This window comes from Microscilla marina ATCC 23134, assembly GCF_000169175.1.
GTDB lineage: Bacteria > Bacteroidota > Bacteroidia > Cytophagales > Microscillaceae > Microscilla > Microscilla marina.
In genome coordinates, this window is sequence record NZ_AAWS01000008.1 from 22,314 (window position 1) to 40,165 (window position 17,852).

Annotated in this window: 12 protein-coding genes; 5 read left to right on the plus strand and 7 right to left on the minus strand. The window is 42.3% G+C overall.

All coding sequences use genetic code 11. From position 1 onward, the window contains the following. Positions 1-56 precede the first annotated feature (56 nt). Entirely contained in the window at positions 57-677 is a 621-nt protein-coding gene (locus M23134_RS08555) for a TlpA family protein disulfide reductase (protein ID WP_002695489.1), read from the minus strand. Positions 678-1,026: 349 nt separating this feature from the next. Here M23134_RS08555 and M23134_RS37740 point away from each other — a divergent pair, with 349 nt between their 5' ends. Then, positions 1,027-2,496, plus strand: coding sequence for a PorP/SprF family type IX secretion system membrane protein (locus M23134_RS37740; RefSeq protein ID WP_002695491.1), 1,470 nt, complete (start codon positions 1,027-1,029; stop codon positions 2,494-2,496). A gap of 115 nt (positions 2,497-2,611) precedes the next feature. Here the strand turns inward: M23134_RS37740 and lpcA are convergent, their stop codons facing one another. Next, a complete protein-coding gene (lpcA, locus tag M23134_RS08565; RefSeq protein WP_002695492.1) occupies positions 2,612-3,190 on the minus strand; it encodes a D-sedoheptulose 7-phosphate isomerase in 579 nt (192 codons plus the stop codon). Between the two features lie 398 nt (positions 3,191-3,588). Between lpcA and M23134_RS08570 the strand changes: the two genes are divergently transcribed. Next, entirely contained in the window at positions 3,589-4,470 is an 882-nt protein-coding gene (locus M23134_RS08570; protein WP_002695493.1) for a phosphatidylserine decarboxylase, read from the plus strand. Between the two features lie 32 nt (positions 4,471-4,502). Here M23134_RS08570 and M23134_RS08575 read toward each other — a convergent pair whose 3' ends face one another. The 5 genes from M23134_RS08575 to M23134_RS08595 form a co-directional block, all read right to left on the minus strand. After that, positions 4,503-7,751, minus strand: a complete 3,249-nt coding sequence (locus M23134_RS08575; RefSeq protein ID WP_002695494.1) for a SpoIIE family protein phosphatase — start codon at positions 7,749-7,751, stop codon at positions 4,503-4,505. Between the two features lie 142 nt (positions 7,752-7,893). Beyond that, a complete protein-coding gene (locus M23134_RS08580; protein WP_002695495.1) occupies positions 7,894-9,045 on the minus strand; it encodes a leucine-rich repeat domain-containing protein in 1,152 nt (383 codons plus the stop codon). A 278-nt stretch (positions 9,046-9,323) separates the two neighbouring features. Then, positions 9,324-9,713: a hypothetical protein gene (locus tag M23134_RS08585; RefSeq protein WP_002695496.1), complete on the minus strand. Its 390-nt coding sequence runs from the start codon at positions 9,711-9,713 to the stop codon at positions 9,324-9,326. Between the two features lie 326 nt (positions 9,714-10,039). Beyond that, positions 10,040-11,041, minus strand: coding sequence for a glycosyltransferase (locus M23134_RS08590; RefSeq protein WP_002695497.1), 1,002 nt, complete (start codon positions 11,039-11,041; stop codon positions 10,040-10,042). 131 nt (positions 11,042-11,172) lie between these two features. Beyond that, the gene (locus M23134_RS08595; protein WP_045113251.1) at positions 11,173-13,224 is read right to left on the minus strand and encodes a SpoIIE family protein phosphatase; all 2,052 of its coding nucleotides are present in this window, start codon (positions 13,222-13,224) and stop codon (positions 11,173-11,175) included. Positions 13,225-13,735: 511 nt separating this feature from the next. On the opposite strand from M23134_RS08595, the gene M23134_RS08600 reads away from it, so the two are divergent. The 3 genes from M23134_RS08600 (at position 13,736) to M23134_RS08610 (ending at position 17,671) form a co-directional block, all read left to right on the plus strand. Then, positions 13,736-14,344 (plus strand): hypothetical protein, encoded by a 609-nt coding sequence (locus M23134_RS08600; protein WP_002695505.1) that lies wholly within the window; start codon positions 13,736-13,738, stop codon positions 14,342-14,344. Between the two features lie 241 nt (positions 14,345-14,585). Further along, on the plus strand, positions 14,586-15,047 hold the full coding sequence (locus M23134_RS08605) for a (2Fe-2S)-binding protein (RefSeq protein ID WP_045113252.1): 462 nt from the start codon (positions 14,586-14,588) through the stop codon (positions 15,045-15,047). 455 nt (positions 15,048-15,502) lie between these two features. Beyond that, positions 15,503-17,671 (plus strand): xanthine dehydrogenase family protein molybdopterin-binding subunit, encoded by a 2,169-nt coding sequence (locus tag M23134_RS08610; protein ID WP_045113253.1) that lies wholly within the window; start codon positions 15,503-15,505, stop codon positions 17,669-17,671. The last annotated feature ends 181 nt before the right edge of the window (positions 17,672-17,852 follow it).

Sequence of the window (17,852 nt, forward strand, 5' to 3'; positions counted from 1 at the left end):
CTTGTTGCACTATGCAGTTTTAAACTACTTTGGGCGATATTTGTTGTTCGAAGCTTTTAGTTTTTTGCCTGAGCAACATCCATCAGTAATTTTTTAAACTTATCGGTATTGTAAGCCGCCATCCCAGTATGTTTTACTACGATTTTGCCTTGTGGCGAAATCACAAAAGTAGTAGGGATAGTTTTCGAACTATAAGCAGGGGGCAATGCGGTTGCTTGAGTATACACCGGAAAACTGTACCCTTTACGCTGAATAAATCGGGCAGCTTTTTTAGGGTCGTCATCCAGCGACAGCATCACAAACTTGATATGTTTAGAATGCACTTCTTTGTATAATTGATGAATATCGGGCATTTCGGCAATGCAAGGAGGGCACCACGAAGCCCATATATTCAAAAAAACGGTTTTACCCCTTAGGTCGTTAAAGTTGAAAAGTTTGCCGTCCAACGACCGCAGTTGAAAATTATAAGGAGCAGTCGTTTGTGCTTCTTTTTTGTGAGCGCTTGCCTGTACAAAGCCTGTTTTTAGTACCATTTGCTGCATGCCTGAGGCAAGGTCTTTATACCAACCTGTGACCCACAAAATGCCTATGACTGTTAGGAATACTGCCCACTCGATAAGTTCTCGCTTGAGCGATTTCTTTTTTTTCTTCTTTGAGTGTTTTTCTTGATTTGTCATTCTTGATCTTCGATCTAATTACTACCACAAAACAAAGGCAATGGTAAAATAATTCACTGTAGTGACCGCCTTTTATCTGCTTGGTATGCTACATGTGTTGTTGTTGTACGTGGTGATAAGTGGTAACCTTTGCAAAAGATGCAAAGCACTTATACGGATTTGTAATACATAGGTTGCTACCTATAAATACTGCTATTATGAACTTGTAACCATTCTCTGAAATCACCGTTTAGATCATAGCTAACTGCTTGAAATATTGAGAATTATCATTTGATGCGTGTGCATGAAATGATGATTTATATTGAGATATATAAGTTTATTATAAAAATAGTACAAAATATTGAATGCAATGAATTACAAATGTCTGCTATTAAGTTTATTTACCTTTACCCTAATCGTTCATAATCAACTCATCGCCCAAACTGCCACTTATTCGCAGTATCACCTTTCGCCTATGCAAACCAATCCGGCAATGATAGGTACGTATAACCAACCCTTTGCCCTGGCGAGTTACCGTCAGGTAAGCCTGGGAAGCGGTTTATTAGGCTCCAACACTGCCTTCGAGACACCTATGATGTCGTTGTTGTACCCCATAAAGTCTAAAAACAAAGGAAGGCTCGGTGGCACTGGTTTTTCAGTGATCAATGACCGGGCAGGCGGGGGAGGCACCCTACAGACCACTGGTCTACAGGCGGGGTTTGCGTATAATCAGCAACTAGGCAAAACCCATTATTTAAGCATGGGGGTGCAAGGAGGTTATTTTTGGCAAAACCTCAATACATCTCAACTTACTACCGGCAATCAATGGGTTGATGGGCAGTTTTTGGGCGAAATAGCCAGCAACGAAGCAATAGGAGTAGCCCCCGTGAGTTTCCCTACTGCGAGTGCTGGTTTATACTGGTACTTTACCAATGCCGACTCTACTTCTGACATAAAGGCTTACCTTGGAGTGTCGGGGCAAAACCTAAACCGTCCTGATGTATCTTTTAACCCCAACCAACAAGAACTGTTACCGATCAACCTGGTGGTAACAGGAGGCATTACTGTATTTGACAATCAAACCATCAAAGTGATGCCCAATGTTCGGTGGGTAGAACGAATAGGCTTAAGTCGACAGATCAACGCTGGTACTTTGCTTTGGTACCAGTTGGGCTCTCCCGAAGACCAACCTCAGACAAATGTAGGACTGGGTATGTGGTACAACTCGCACGGCATAGCCAATGTATCGTTTGAGTTTAACCAGCCTCACTATATGGTAGCCATTGGGTATGGTTTTGCGGCTACTAAAAGCGCTCCACAGGTAAATACCTTTGAGGTAAAATTAGGGCTAAAAATTGGCAAGCCTTATGTGAAAAACACTTTTGAACGAAAAAAACGACCAAAGAAAATTACCGTAGTGCCCCAGGAAGAAAAGGTAGTACCATCGCCATCAGTAGCCACTAACAAAAAGGCTCCTGCTGAAAAGCACCTGGAGTTGTTGGCAAAATCAGTGTATTTTGAATACAAAAAGAATTACCTGATCAACCCGGCAAAAGCATACCTCAATCAAGTGGTCAATGTATTGAAGAAATACCCGGAGATCGAGCTCGAAATACAAGGGCATACTTGTGATATTAGCCAGTCAGAAGCCAATAACCAACAATTGTCGGAAGACAGAGCGCAAAAAGTGAAGGCTTATCTGGTTAAAAACGGGATAAATGCCCAAAGACTCACTACTACTGGTTTTGGCTCAAAACAGCCTGCTTTCCCTAACGATGACTACTACAACCGGGTAAGAAACCGCCGGGTACAGTTTAAGGTAGTCAAAGACAAAAAGTAGAGAGTTAGGGAAAGAGCAAAGCAATAGACCTGAACCATTAAAAAAAAGGTGAACATTTCGACAGTGTTCACCTTTACCTTCTTTAGTGTCTGGAGTGCTTGGGACTTGCCCAATGTTATTGTACTACCAATTGTTGTTCAATTAAGCCAATCAGAATGTGGATAATTTTGATGTGGATTTCCTGAATACGGTCGGCATAGCCAAAGTGAGGCACTACAATTTCAACATCTGCCATACCCGCAAGTTTACCCCCGTCTTTTCCTGTCAGTATGACTGTTTTCATTCCCTTGGCTTGAGCCGCTTCTACAGCCTTTATGATATTGTTTGAATTGCCACTGGTGCTCAGGCCCAACAGCACATCTTCTGCTTTGCCCAAGCCCTCTACAAAACGAGAAAAAACAAATTCATAACCATAGTCATTAGACACACAAGACATGTGGCTGGGGTCGGAGATGGCAAGCGCTGCCAATGCCTGGCGGTTATCGCGATAACGCCCTGAAAGTTCTTCGGCAAAGTGCATGGCGTCGCAGTGTGACCCCCCGTTGCCACAAGACATTACCTTGCCGCCTTGTCGCATGGCACTTGCCATTATTTGGGCTGCTTGAGCTATTTTCTGAATATTTTCGGGCTGGTTAACAAACTTTTCCAGTACCGATTGAGCCTCGGTCAGCTCTTTTAATATAAATTGTTCCATAAAAAAGTCTAATTCAAGTGAGGGAGTTGTATTCCCTGCGGTTGGCAAAATTAGTACTTTAGGGCAATGGTAAAAATTTAGTGATTGGTTTCTTTATAAGGGCAATATAGTAGGGTAGGCAGTCGTGGTGATACTTGGGTTTGAGTAGCAGGAGGGAGTAGGTTTGTAGTAGCCAAATTGTGAGCTAAAGAAAGCCTGTTGCCAATTGTAAAAAAGCTATAGACTAAGTAACAATAAGCCTTGACTACACATATCAATACAATTAACTACAAATGGACTTTGCCCACTTATAGTGGGTTAATTATATTCGCTTGTCAGATATATTTAATTGTGGCTCAGTACTTAACCAAAAAAAACTATACTTTTACACCCCAATCAAAGTAAAAAAGACTATCAGAATGCAGGAAATAAAGTATATAGATCGAAAAACCCAACAAATTATTTACGAAAATCCACCCGGAGAGGGCTTATTAAAGTTTTTATACTACAATCCTTTTGGGCAACTTCCGTTGCATTTGGTGGTCAAGCGTAAACTGTTGTCAACTTTGTATGGCAAACTTATGAGCAGCCCCCGTTCAAAAAAGAACATCCAACCCTTTGTAGATACATACAACATTGACATGAGCGAAGCCTTACTGCCTACCAGTGAGTTTAATTCGTTCAATGAGTTTTTTTATCGTAAGCTAAAGCCTGAAGTAAGACCAATAGAAGAGGGGGTGGTATCGCCGGCAGATGGCAAAATGCTGGTTTTTGAAAATATAAGCGAGTTGCGTAGTTTTTTTGTCAAAGGCAATCAGTTTACCCTCGAAAAATTTCTGAAAGATCAGGCACTGGCAGCAAAATACCAAAATGCATCGTTGATACTGGTGCGTTTGGCACCTACCGATTATCACAGGTTTCATTTTCCCCTAAGTGGCGTTGCGTATGCCTCCTACAACATTTCGGGCAGGTATTATTCAGTATCGCCTTATGCTGTTACCCCCGACTTTGCCAGGGTTTTTTGTGAAAACAAAAGAACATATACTATTTTGTCAAGCCCCACCAGAGGCGATGTGCTCATAAGCCCGGTAGGAGCCACCATGGTGGGTACTATTATCAATACTTATGAACCCAATACTCAGGTAAACAAAGGAGACGAAATGGGATATTTCGCTTTTGGTGGTTCTTCGTTGTTAATGTTGATCGACCGGGATCAAGTACAATTGGATGAAGACCTGCTGGCCAACACCCGTCAGGGAATGGAGACATCGGTATTGATGGGTGAAAGAATAGGTGTTTAGATGCACGATTTCAGGGCAATCGTCACCGAATGTTAAACCTTGATGCCCATCCACAAAATATCATCACGTTGGGCTGCGGTTTCCATGTGTTCACTCAATTCTTTTTCTATGATTTCCTTCTGTTCGTCCAGTGGTAGCCATGCAATGTCCTGTAGCAACTGTTCGAGGCGTCTTGCCCCAAACTTTTTGCGCTCAGGATTGTTTTGATCTACCAAACCGTCAGACCCTACATAGATGAGGCTGTCTTTGGGGAGAATCAGTTGGTGTTTTTCAAACGAAATTGTTTTATTTTGCAATCCTCCGATCGATTTTCGGGTACCTTTGACTATATGCATTTCGTCTTTTTGTTTGGGAGTAAGGTAATACAAAGGACGACGCGCACTGGCAAAAGTGAGTTGGGTTGCTTCGTTACGAGTGTCTTCCATTACCATAATAATTACATCCATCCCGTTGATGTTGTTAGAGCTGGGTTGCTTAAGTGCTATTGCTACTTGTTCATGTAGTTGGTTGAGTATGTCTACTGGGTCATAACAGTCTTGTTGCAAAATAATTTTGTTGAAAAGGTTGTATCCAATCAAACTCATAAAAGCCCCTGGTACTCCGTGCCCGGTACAGTCTGCTGCAATTACTATCGTTTTATTACCCACCTTTTCTATCCAGTAAAAATCTCCCGACACAATGTCTTTAGGGTGGTATACAATAAAATAATTAGACAAAAAGGTTTTTACCCTGGAGTCAAAGGGTAAAAATGCTTGTTGGATAGTAAGGGCTGACTTAATACTTTGCTGAATCATTGTATTTTTTTGCAGCAAATGTTTATTTTGATCTTCTATATAGCTTCTTTGTGCCAAAATCTCATCCTGATTTTGTATAAGTTCTTCGTTTTGTGCCATGATCTCCTCGGTTCTTTCTTGCACTACCAGTTCCAGCACTACTTTTTGCTTGATAAGGCGCCTTGAGTTAAGCCAGGCAATCAGCCCAATCAGGGCAATGCTCAGCACCACATACAAAGTGTAAGCCCACCAGGTACGGTACCAGGGAGGGCGTATTTCAAACGAAAAAGTATTGATTTTACTTTCTTTGTCGTACACATTGCGGGCTTTAACAGCAAAAGTATACGTGCCTTCTGGCAAATTGGTAAAATTGGCCTGGGGCTGCTTGTTCCACGCTGACCACTGATCTTGAAAACCTTCTAAACGATAGCGGTAACGGGTTTTTTCAATTTTTTCGTAGGTAATTGCGGCAAATTGTGCATTGATATTGTTTAGACCATAAGGCAATACTATCTTGGTGCGTTGTCTGCCATATTTAAATATGCTAGAGTCTTTTGCCTGAATATTTTTTATGATGACCCGGTAGCTTTGGTCAATGTTGGTAGGTTTTACCACATTGTAAATGAGCAACTTGTTAAGGTTGCCAATCAGTACTTCTTTTTCGGAAGGGGTAACCAGCACTGGAGCATCTACATCTACTCTAAGCCCGTTGGTGGCTATTTCTATGTTATTAAATAAGTTGGTAATCAGCTTAAAAGATCCATTGGCTTGTTTCTTAAGTACACCCGCCACTTCACGGTTGTAGGGCGCTCCTTGCCCCAGCCAGCAGTATATATTGCCTTTAGTATCTTCCTGAAAAGTGTATACACAATACTTGTCGCCTAGTGCCTGGTTGAAGCGTTTTATCGGAACAAACTTGTCTTTGGCGGCACTGTATTCATAAAAACCTTGAATGGTAGTAAATACTATTTTGCCGCTTTGAAGCCTGTACATACGGGTGTTGCGGTTAGAGGGTAACCCGCTTTTGTCGTTATAAAATGTTTGACTAATAACCGAATCGCGTTGAGGGTTGAGTTTGAGTTTGTATACCCCCATGTTGTAGTGCGATATCCATAAATGTCCAGCATCGTCTTCTTTTATAAAGCGGGTTTCCTTTTCAAAGCCCTTGATTTTATGGGTTTTCCATTGGTCACCTTCTTTTTTTAGCAACCATATTCCTGTATTGTAGGTTCCTACTACAAAATGATTTTCCGGAGCTTTGAGCTTGGTCAGTGAATGTGCATAACGATAACGCATCAATCTTTTGGCTACACTGTCTTTTACCTGGTATATACCCCAACTATTGGCAAGCAAGGTTTGGGAGCCATAATTGTAAAAATTCCAGCAATCGCCATACAAGTTTTTTACCTTCTTTATTTTCCCCTCTTCTTTGGTATAATAATAGGCACCGTGGTTGGTACCTATATAGGTGTAATGACTGTTGTTGCCCAGACTATAGATGACTCCTTTAAACCCATCTTTATTGTCGAAGTGGGTCAAGGGCGAATTAAGCATGATGGTAGCAATGCCATAGTCCATGGCCAGCCATAGGTTACCTTGGTGGTCGTAGTGCAAACCATTGATCTTGTTATTAATCGTTGCAGTACTTGCTTTTATCTTATGTATAAGCTTACCGTTTTTGTCTAGGATAAATAAGTACTCATAACTTTTCAAAGCCATTTGTTGATTAGGCAGGCGGGTAATTTTTGCCAGGTACTCGTTTTTGAGGTAGGGAGCCAGTTGTTGAGGGGCTGCTTGTATTTTTTTGTCTTTGGAGGCTTTAGAGTCGTAAATCCAGATTTTCTTTTTTACATCTACAATCATCCATTTGTTGTCCGAAAAAGGGGCAATGAGGCTTAGTTGAGATAAGTCGAAACCCTCAATTAAGTTGGATACCTGAAATTTACCTTGTTGGTATACCCACAGTTTGCCTTTACGTTTAATGTAAAGCTTATTGTTGAGTATATACGTACGAAACCGGCTAATTTTGACTACAGTAAATTTATTGTTTTTGTAAATAAACATTTGCGTGTTACTCAAAAAAATCACCTGATCTTCAATAATATAGGTTTGATGGATGGTTTTTATATTTTTGACTTGTTGCTTGAGTTGGGCTTTGAGCGATGTAAAAACCCATTTGCCTTTTGAGTCGCGGGCAAAATACCCCATGTCTTCTACTGCACCCACAAATATTCGCCCATCGGCAGCCAAAGCAAGCGAATAAACAAAAGCTTTGTTAGGGAGGGTAATAAGGTTCCACTGCAAACCATCGTATTGCAGTATACCATCGTTGTTGGCTACATACATCATTCCCGACTTGCCCTGTATAATGTTCCAGTTTTGCCCGGCACCCCGGTATTCTTTAGGCGGGTAATTCTTGATAAATGGCTGTTGAGCGTAGGCAAAAGGAGATAGAAGGCATAAAAAGAAAATTAGATAATTATAATTTGCTTTGGGGATGTTTGCCACAATGATTGGTTTAAAGTTAACGAAATAATTTAGCCTGCTATTAATCTAAGCAAAATATTTGCCGTGCTTACACAAAAGTATCGCGTTATTTACCGATAGGATAATAACCGTAGAATATCTATTAATTTTTTTGAAGATTTACTCAGGCACTTCTTTGAAATGTACAACCTGTCATATATACCTGCAGTTGTTGGCATATACTGTCTATTTTTTCAGGTTCTCCTGTGATATACAAATACTGCAGATTTTTTTGTTGCGCAAGCTGTTTGATAGACGCTTCTGCTACAGGAAGATCAACGTAAAGCGTTTTTAGATTGGGAAGCATAGCTACAACATCAGGCAGTTTATCAAAGGCATTACCTCTAATATCAAGCGCCTTTAGTGATACCAATGTTTTTAAACTGTTAGGTAAGTCTGTAAGCAAGTTGTTACGCAAATCGAGCGATGAAAGTTTAGATAATTGCCCTATAGCATCAGGTAAACGGGTAATTTTGTTGTTTCTGAGTTCAAGGTTTTGGAGTTGTTCGAGCAAATGTATATTGGAGGGCAGGGCAGCAAGCTGATTGTTTTTTAAATCTATGTGTTGCAAGTTGGGCATAAGCAGGAGTGCTTCTGGAAAACTGACAAAATGGTTGCGCGACAGATTAAAGCTTTCGCGGTGGTTGAGCTCGTGTAGGTTGGCAAGCGATAGCGGCAAGGTTTGCAAAGCATTGCTTTGTAGGGTGATACTTTCGAGTTGGCTTAGTTTGCCTATTTCTTCAGGCAGGCTACGCAATTGATTGCCCTTGAGTTCAAGTACTTTGAGTTGCTTTAGTTGACCAATGCTTTGGGGTAGTTCACGCAAACGGTTTCCCCGGACATCCAATTTTTCCAGGTTTTTCATTTGCCCTATTTCTTCGGGTAACTCCTTTATTTGATTGTTGTTAATAATCAACCCTCTCAAGTTGTCTAAATGGACAATGTCAGTAGGAAGGTGCTTGAGCAAGTTGCGCGACAGGTGCAGGTGTTTGAGTGACTTGAGCCAGACAAGTTCTTGTGGTACTTGGGTAAGTTGGCGGTTGGTGACAAATAATCGTTGCCAACCCATGACCTGGTGCATTTGGGCAATGGCCAATACTGTACTTTTTTGGGTAGGATAATACCAGTGCCATATTTTTTGGTAGGGTTTGAGCATAGTTTTTCTGATGAGCCCTCCTTCCATTTGCTGGAAAAACAGTTCTACCGCCCATTTTTCTCCTGTTTGGAGCAATTCGAGCATTTTTACCTCAAACTCATTCAAGTCTTCAATTTTCATATCCTGGTTTCAAACAACTGGCGTTAAATTTACCCAAAGACAAAAATAAGCGATTATATTACTTTTACAACAATAATGGAGGTTATGCTATAGCAGATGCTATTTTTTTGTGGACTTTCTGATAAGGGTTATTCCTGAGTGTTGGTGGGCAATCCCGTGTAGAGCGTCTTGGTTGGCTTGTAGGAGTAATGAGGTGCATTTTGCCAGTAAATACAGGACTTTCGTCAAACCTTATAAGAAAGCCCTGCAGTGTTTACAAGTTTTACAACGCCAAAACACTATGAAGACATCAACCACTCTTCGGCTTGAGCCACAGTTTCAAAGATTTGAACATTTTCTTTGATTGTGGGGGCGTGTTTGCTTATCTTTTCCTTGATTTGCTCGGCTATCAGGTTGTTAAAGATATCTTGTGAGACCACACGCGCTATTTTTACCTTTTTTTCAGACAATTGCTTGCCCAACACATCTACTGCCCATTGGCGCGATTTGGCGGGCAAAGCCTTGCCTAATGTAGCATCATACAGTATTTTTTGCTGTTCATCACTCATCAAAGGCATTGTCTTGCCCCACATTTCCTGCATTTCTTCAAAGTTCATAAAACCCAATACCTTCATGTGTATAATATTGGTTTCTGTGTTTTTGCTTACAACATAATTCTTCTTTTTCATAAGTAGATGGTATTTATTATAGGTGTTACTAAATACTGGTGAAAGTGTATTTTAGGAGTTGTAAATGATGGTTTTTTGGGGATTAGCTTTCTTTAGGTTGGATAAGAATTTTTTGCCAGGGATATAAAAAAACATCTTTACAACATTACTATAACTGTAATCATTGTCAATAGGTTTATAATTTAACGTGAGTTAAAGGTTTAACTCACGTTATTTTTAATAAAGCAAATACCTTCTTGTAGCTTTTGGTTGTTTACTTTTTATCACATACTTAACATAATTATAAGTTATAATACAAATAAGTGTGTAATAACCTGACAGGGCAATCAACTTGCCAACAAAAAGTCAATACCCTCACAATAACCCAACTTTAACAGGTGTGCCCTGATCTGGTCACGTGCTCCCCAATTGCCCACATAAGATACAATAAAGAGCTTGCCAGGCGGTGGAATGTCGTGAAAATGCAGACAGGGAACATTTAGACGATGGTGACTACTTAAGTCAAAATACCCCTGAATACTGGTACCTAATTGTTCAAGCAACCGGGCACGCTTACGCGATAACTTGCCTGCTCCCCATACCCATATATCGGGTGCATGTATGTTGTGCTTTTGTAGCCATTGGGCAAGATAATAGGCCTTGGTTTTATAAAATTCTTGTGGCGAATAACGAGCATCAGTGCGCGAGAGTCGAGTAGGGGCATCGTTCCATACAAGCAAGGTTTCGGGCACCTTTGCCATGTGTGCCCCTTGCCCAAGCCAACGCAACCACAGCTCATAGTCTTCAGGAAAATTACCTTGCCTGTAGTTGCCCCATTGTTTGACCGCACTTGCCCTAAACAAAACACTTGGGTGTGCCAGTGGTGACTCGACAAAACGGTGAAGGTTAATGTCGGTCGAGGTAATCAATGTATTGATCCAATCTACATAACGTTGGTAGCCCTTGGTTTGTAATTCGGTGCTTTGGTGTCGTACCAAACAGCTCACCAAGTGTATGGCAGGGTGCTGCTCTAAAAAGTTCAGCTGTTTTTCCAGTCTTTGGGGCAAGGCAATGTCATCTGCATCCATACGGGCAATATAAGGGGTAGTAATGTGGGCAAGCCCGGTATTGAGCGCGTATGCTATGCCTGCTTGTGGTTCGTCTATCAGCAAAACACGGTCATCTTTAGTAGCAAAACTTTGGGCAATAGCCCGGCTTTGGTCGGTAGAGGCATTGTTTACCAACACCAGCCTAAAGTTGGGCAACGTTTGAGCAAGTATGCTTTCTATAGCCTGAGCAAGGGTTTTTTCTGCATTATAAAAAGGCAATAGCACAGAAAGTAGACACATATAAGCGTGGGTTTGTAAGTGCTGAACCGTAACTACAGGTAGCTAATTGCTATATGTAATTACTTTATTATGAGTAGCTATAGGCAAGCAAAGGTATAGAATTAATTTGCCTCATAAAAACCTGCGACTCCCTAAAAGCTATTGGGTGCATAGGCCAACTTGCTTGATGTATGGTATTTCTGAAAATCTTCAGCAGTAAACCAAAAACCCATCAGCAAAATATCGTCAATCTGAAACTCACTGCCCTGCCAATCTTCCAAACGTTGTGCTATCAGGCTACACTGTAGGTTCATAGGCAGTGTGCAAGTTTGAGCAATGGCATTTTTGAGCCTTTTGGAGCTAAATTTGGCCTGCGATCTTTCTCCAAACTGATCGGTAATACCATCAGAAAATAAGTAAACCCGGTCGTTTACCTGTAGGTCAATATTTACCGTTTCCAAGTGGTCGTTGTCGTGCATGCGTTGGGTTCTTTTGTTAAAATAATCAGCCCCACCCCCAATCGACCATTTGTTGCCCTTAAACTCTACCAGTTGTTTGTTGCGCACGACGTATAATGGGCGGTTGGCACCACAAAACTCTAGTTGGCGTTGTGCCATGTCTACCACACACAGCGACAAGTCCATGCCATCGCTTACCCGTTCGTTTTCGTTTACTTTTGACGATTCGCCCTGGTGTAGCAGGGTCTTTACCCGTTTGTTGAGGTGGTGTAAAATAACCACCGGATTGGTGTTTTTTTCTACGTCTACAATCTGGTGCAACATATTATACGCAATCACGCTCATGAAAGCCCCTGGTACGCCGTGCCCGGTACAGTCAATGGCCGCAATGACCATTTTTTCGCCTTCATCAGATAATTTAACCCGGCTGACCCAATAAAAATCGCCCGATACCATATCACGGGGTTTGAAAATGATAAAGTGTTGAGACAGCAATTCTTTTATTTCACCTTTGGTAGGCAACAGCACATTTTGCAAACGTTCGGCGTAAGAAATGCTCTCTGTGATTTGGCTGCGTTGCTCTTCTATTTCTTTGTTTTGTTCTTCTATCTCGTGTATCTTGAGGTTCAGCTTTCTGTTCAAGTCGTCCTGTTCTTGCATCTTAAAGCGGAGTTGACCTGCCATCCAGGTAAGACTACGGTGCAAAAATTTGCGTTCGTCGTTGGATTTAAAACTGATATTTGCCCAAAAATTACCTTTGCCATACTCTTGCGCCAACTTAGCAAGCAATACTATAGGACGCGAAAAATAATGGGCAAACAGCAAGGCAATGACAATGGCTACAAGAATGATAGGGATAAAACTAAGCAACAAAACATTACGAAGCTTGGTAGTGGGGGCATAGGCTACCTTTTTGGGTATACTCATCACCAGTATCCAGCCGCTGCCCTTGTAGTTGAGGTAGCCTGGTTCGCGGCTATAAAAAAATATTCGACCGTCTTTTTCAAAGGTGCTTTGCTTTTTACGTTGTTGAGACTTATTCCACAAATGCTGACGAAGCAGGGCCAAATTAGGGTGTTTTTTTACCAATATATTTTTTGGATGACTGCTCGAATACAACAACCTGCCCTGCGTATCTATCAAGTCTATTTTTACTCCTTTGTTGAGCTCATGTAAGGGAATAGCAGGGCTAAAAACCTCGTACAAACGCTTGATGAGCACCCGCGAAACTACTATGCCTATTTTTTTTCCGTTTTTATTGCGAATGGTTTGGGCAAAGTGCATAACTGCCTTGCCCAACGACTCAGACAAGGAAACGTCTAAAGCTGACTCTTGCCTGGTAAGCTGAGTCCAATATTTGGTATAACTATGTTGTTGCCCTATTTTCAACCCTTTGGTATCGGCTATTCTTACCCGTTGGGCATCAAAAAAAGAAAAGCTTTCATACAAAGGATTTTCTTTTTTTATACTTAATAAATGGTTGGTGATTTTCCGAGGGTGTTGGTGAATACCTGGCTGTTGAAATATGGCATCTTTGGCGATATGGCGGATATCTGAATGACGTTCAAACACAAAATAATCGATGCTGTTGATGATATAATCAGACTGGTTTTTGAGCTTACGTTTGATCTGCATCTCTAGCGAGTTTTCGGTGTTTTTTTTAGTAATCAGATAGAAAGCTATGGCGGTAAAAAACACCAGCACCATGCTAAAGACAGTCACCTTAAGGTAAATACTAATCTTCATTCTTTTTTCAATTATCCCTTGGCAGTTTTAAATGTTTTCGGACTCAAACCTGGGGCTAAACGATTAGGAGGTGATTGGACAGCCTAAAGGAAAATCCAGGTTGAATTCAACCACAAAACTACGGCTTTTGTCCATAGCATTTGCTTGTCAGGTGTTACCTAATTATTAAATATACACAAGGTGCTGATTTATGGTGTAAATGTTTGATTGTTAGTGATTTATGTTTTGTTGAAATGATTCAAAAACAACATCAAAAAATACAAAAAACAATCAGTCGTTTGGCAAAATCTGAGGTAAAATGAAGCATTTACTCTGGTACATCGGGGGTGAAATAAATATGGCGTATTGAGTGTATACAAGTAAAAAATCTAAAGGTATATCCAAGGAGCTATTCCTTATACCCATAAAAAGTGTTGCATTACCTGTGTTTTGTGTTGGAACTTTTCCATATTAAATATTTGTTTTGCGTGAGTTTTAATTTTACAAAAATCTCATTTACCTACTAAAGCTTATGAAAATAAACCCAATCCACACTGTTTGGCTGTCGTTGGCAGTACTTATTACTAGTGCAGCTGTGCCCATTACCCAGCCTTTTAAAAACCACCACCATTCAACAATCCCCCAGGTTTACTCACCCGATCAGGCATTTGACAAAATGATGCGTGTACTCATGCACAAACGTTGTATGAATTGTCACCCCTCAGACGATCGCCCCCGCCAAGGCGAAGACAGTCATGTGCACAACTTTGGGGTACAGCGAGGCAAAGACAACCACGGCACCTTAAGCCTGCGATGCCAAACTTGTCATCAATCCGAAAACAATCCGTATTCTGGTGTACCAGGGGCACCTCATTGGGGACTTGCGCCAAAGTCGATGGGCTGGCAGGGGCTAAGCAAGGTAGCTATAGCCAAAGCCTTACTAGACCCTGCTAAAAACGGGGGGAGAAGCTTGACCGATATTGTAAAGCACCTGACCGAAGACAAACTGGTAGCCTGGGCGTGGAACCCTGGGATAGATGCCAGTGGCAAGGCTAGAGAAACCCCACCTGTATCAAGACAAGAATTTATAAAAGCCGTAAAACAATGGGCAGATGCAGGTGCCAAAATACCTGAGAAATAGTATTAGTCCAGAGTTAATTAGTCTGGAGTCGGTAGCTTCTACAGCGTCAAGCTTTTAGCAATAAGCTTCAAGTTTGACGCTGATCTATCAGCAATTTACTGATTCATAAAGTATTGATTTTTAAACACTTATGAAGAAAGTAGGTGGGAGTCTCCCTGTAGCGTCAAGTTCTTATATGCTGATTACGCCATAAAAATAGCCTTATAAACCGTTGAATTTAAAAAACCACATTTATAAAAATATGAAAATTTCATTTACCATCAATGGAAAAGCGCAAACAGTAGAAACTGACGAAAACACTCCGCTTTTGTGGGTCATTAGAGACAGGCTGGGGCTCAAGGGCACCAAGTTTGGCTGTGGCAAAGCCGCCTGCGGTGCTTGCACCATTCACATAGATGGGGGAGCGGTGCGTTCTTGCTCTTATGCCGCCAAATTTGCCCAGGGCAAGTCCATTACTACTATAGAAGGGCTCTCTAAAGGCAAAGATTTACACCCTGTACAACAAGCCTGGATGGAAGAAATTGTGCCCCAGTGTGGCTATTGCCAACCGGGTTTTATGATGGCTACAGCCGCCTTGCTCGACAAAATCCCACAGCCGTCGGACGACGATATTGACGAAAATATTGTAAATGTATGTCGCTGTGGCACTTACTACCGCATGCGCAAAGCCATTCATCGGGCAGCAAAGATCAAACAAGGTTGAGTGATCATTTTTTTCATTAGTTGTTGTACATCATCCTATTCAAGCCATTCATAGATAAGCGCCGGTATGCATTGGTGCCTAAGGACTTGTGGCTTGTCGCTTAGGAACATGTTCAAAATAAGTGTCGAGATTGAGGGCGTATACTCGACTGAGGCACTTTTTGCAGTCGTAGCCATAGCTACGGCGAAAACCGATGGCTGCAGCCCTGCTGCGCCGAGCTCTGCCAAAGGCTAAAAGTAACGAAAGTCAGTAAAGAGAACCGTAGAACGAAGTTCAAGCTCTGCGAAGCTAATATGTTCTAAACCGGACAGCTTCAAAGTTCCGATTTCTTATCGGGGTTATTGTTGAGGGCTATGCCCGAAATCCCGTTTACGGGGCGATCACGTTCCTTAAAGCTTGCCCCTATTAGGGCTACTGACTATAAAGACTATCCGCTAATTTTCAAATATGATTATATGAAAGATAACAACTCAGCAAACAACATAAAATCAAAAACAAGACGCCGCTTTCTCATCAAAGCTTCTATAGGCACCGCTGTCATATTGGGTGCCTGGGCTAGTATAGCTCCTGTACGCCGCATGGTAGCCAAAAAGATCAATGAAATAGACCTTGAGTATGAAAACAGCGACGAGCCCATTACCTGGTTTGAGGTAAAGGCTGATAATACCATTGTGTTGCATTCGCCCAAGGTAGAAATGGGGCAAGGGGTGTTTACCGGAATGGCGCAAATTGTCGCTGAAGAGCTAGAGGTAGGCATTGCCCAAGTACAAGTGGTAAACGCTTCGAGCCTTGGCCGCCCCGTTGACAAGTTTGCCACTGGGGGCAGTACTTCTATTGCGGGTTTGTGGGACGTATTGCGTGAGCTTGCCGCCCAAATGCGTGAAATGTTGCACAACAGCGCTGCCAAAATCTGGAATGTGCCAGCCGAAAGTCTCACCATAAAAAATGGGGTAGTAATGGGCAAAGGACAACAACTTACCTACGGTCAAATTGTACAGAAAACTACTGAATGGAAGGTGCCCAAAGAGGTAAAACTCAAAGATAAAAAAGACTATAAGGTAATAGGCAAAGCCATTCCAAGAATAGACCTGAAGCCCAAAGTAATGGGGGAGCCTATATTTGGGTTAGATGTAAGCATGCCTGGTATGTTGTACGGGGCAGTAGTGCGCCCTGACAAGATAGATGCTATTTTTAAAAGTGCAGACACAAGCCAGGCAGAAAAAATGCCAGGTGTAGTAAAAGTGGTGCTTGAAAAAGATTTTGTGGGAGTGGTGGCAAAAACCTATATCCAGGCACACGACGCCAAAAAAGCCATCAAGGTACAATGGAAGGTAAACCGGGTATGGCAGCAAAAAGACATTGAGGACATGCTAAAAGTGGGAGAGGGCACAGACTTCGTCATTCAGAAGAAAGGGTCAGCAAAAAGAGCTTTGCGCGAAGAAGGGGTCATTGAAGCCTCTTTTAACACCCCCATTGGCGCCCACGCTCACCTGGAGCCCAATGGAGCAGTGGCATTGGTGGAAAAAGACAAAGCTACGATCAAGATTTCCACGCAAGTGGTAAACATGACCCGCGAAGAAGTGGCCAAACGCCTCGAACTAAAAACCAGCCAGGTAGAGGTACAAGCCACATTTTTGGGGGGTGGTTTTGGGCGGAGGCTACACACCCCCAACGCAGTACAGGCAGCGGTACTCTCTAAAGCAGTGGGTAAACCTGTACACGTATTTTTTGATCGACAAGAAGAATTTCAAAATGACACCTTTCGCCCACCTACCCACCATATGCTCCGTGCTACCCTCAACAAAAAAGGGCTCATTCACGCTATAGAGCACAATGTATCAAGCGGTGATGTGGCTTTTGGTTCTCCGCTTACCCCAGGTTATGCTGAAATACTGGCTGGGGCAGATTTTGGCGCTTGGCGGGGTGGAATGATTCAATATGAGGCAATTCCTAACTTTAGAGCTGTATCGTGGCGGGTAAAGCTGCCCTTTGCTACCAGTTGGTGGCGTAGTCTGGGTTTGCTTGCCAATACTTTTGCTATTGAGAGTTTTATAGATGAGCTTGCCCTAAAGACAGGCAAAGACCCGGTGCAATTTCGCTTGGCGCAGATTCAGAACGATGAACGGGGGCAACGTTTGAAAGGAGTAATAGAGGCTGCCGCCAAAAAAGCCAATTGGGGCAAACCTGTACCCAAGGGCAGAGCGTTGGGTTTTGCGGCTTCTACCGATGCCAACACTCCTGTGGCGCAGGTAGCAGAGGTAAGTATAGACAACGGGCGTATAAAAGTGCACAAGGTAACCTGTGCCATTGATCCCGGTATAGTGGTAAACCCCGATGGGGTGCGGGCGCAGTGTGAAGGAGCCATTATTATGGGAATAAGCGCCAGCATGTTTGAAAAAATGGAAATAAAAGATGGGGCAGTAGGTCCTACCATTTATGGGGCATACGAGATGGCATTGATGCGCGACGCCCCCAAAGAAATAGACGTGGTATTATTGGAAGGAAGCAGCAAGCCTTCTGGAGTAGGAGAACCCCCGCTGGGTCCTATAGGGGCGGCTATTGCCAATGCTGTATACCGACTCACCAATCAACGTTTGCGCTCGCTGCCTTTGACCCTTACATAATTAATTACGAATTTGAGAATTATGGGTTAGTCAATTACGAATTTGAGAATTACGAATTACGAATTGGGCGAAGCCATTCGTAATTTAGTCTAGAGTCGGGAGTCAGTAGACCGTAGTTTTTAGCGTCGCTTGCGCTCATTCGTAATTAAAAAGCTTCGCACCCATTGGGAATTAGCTTACG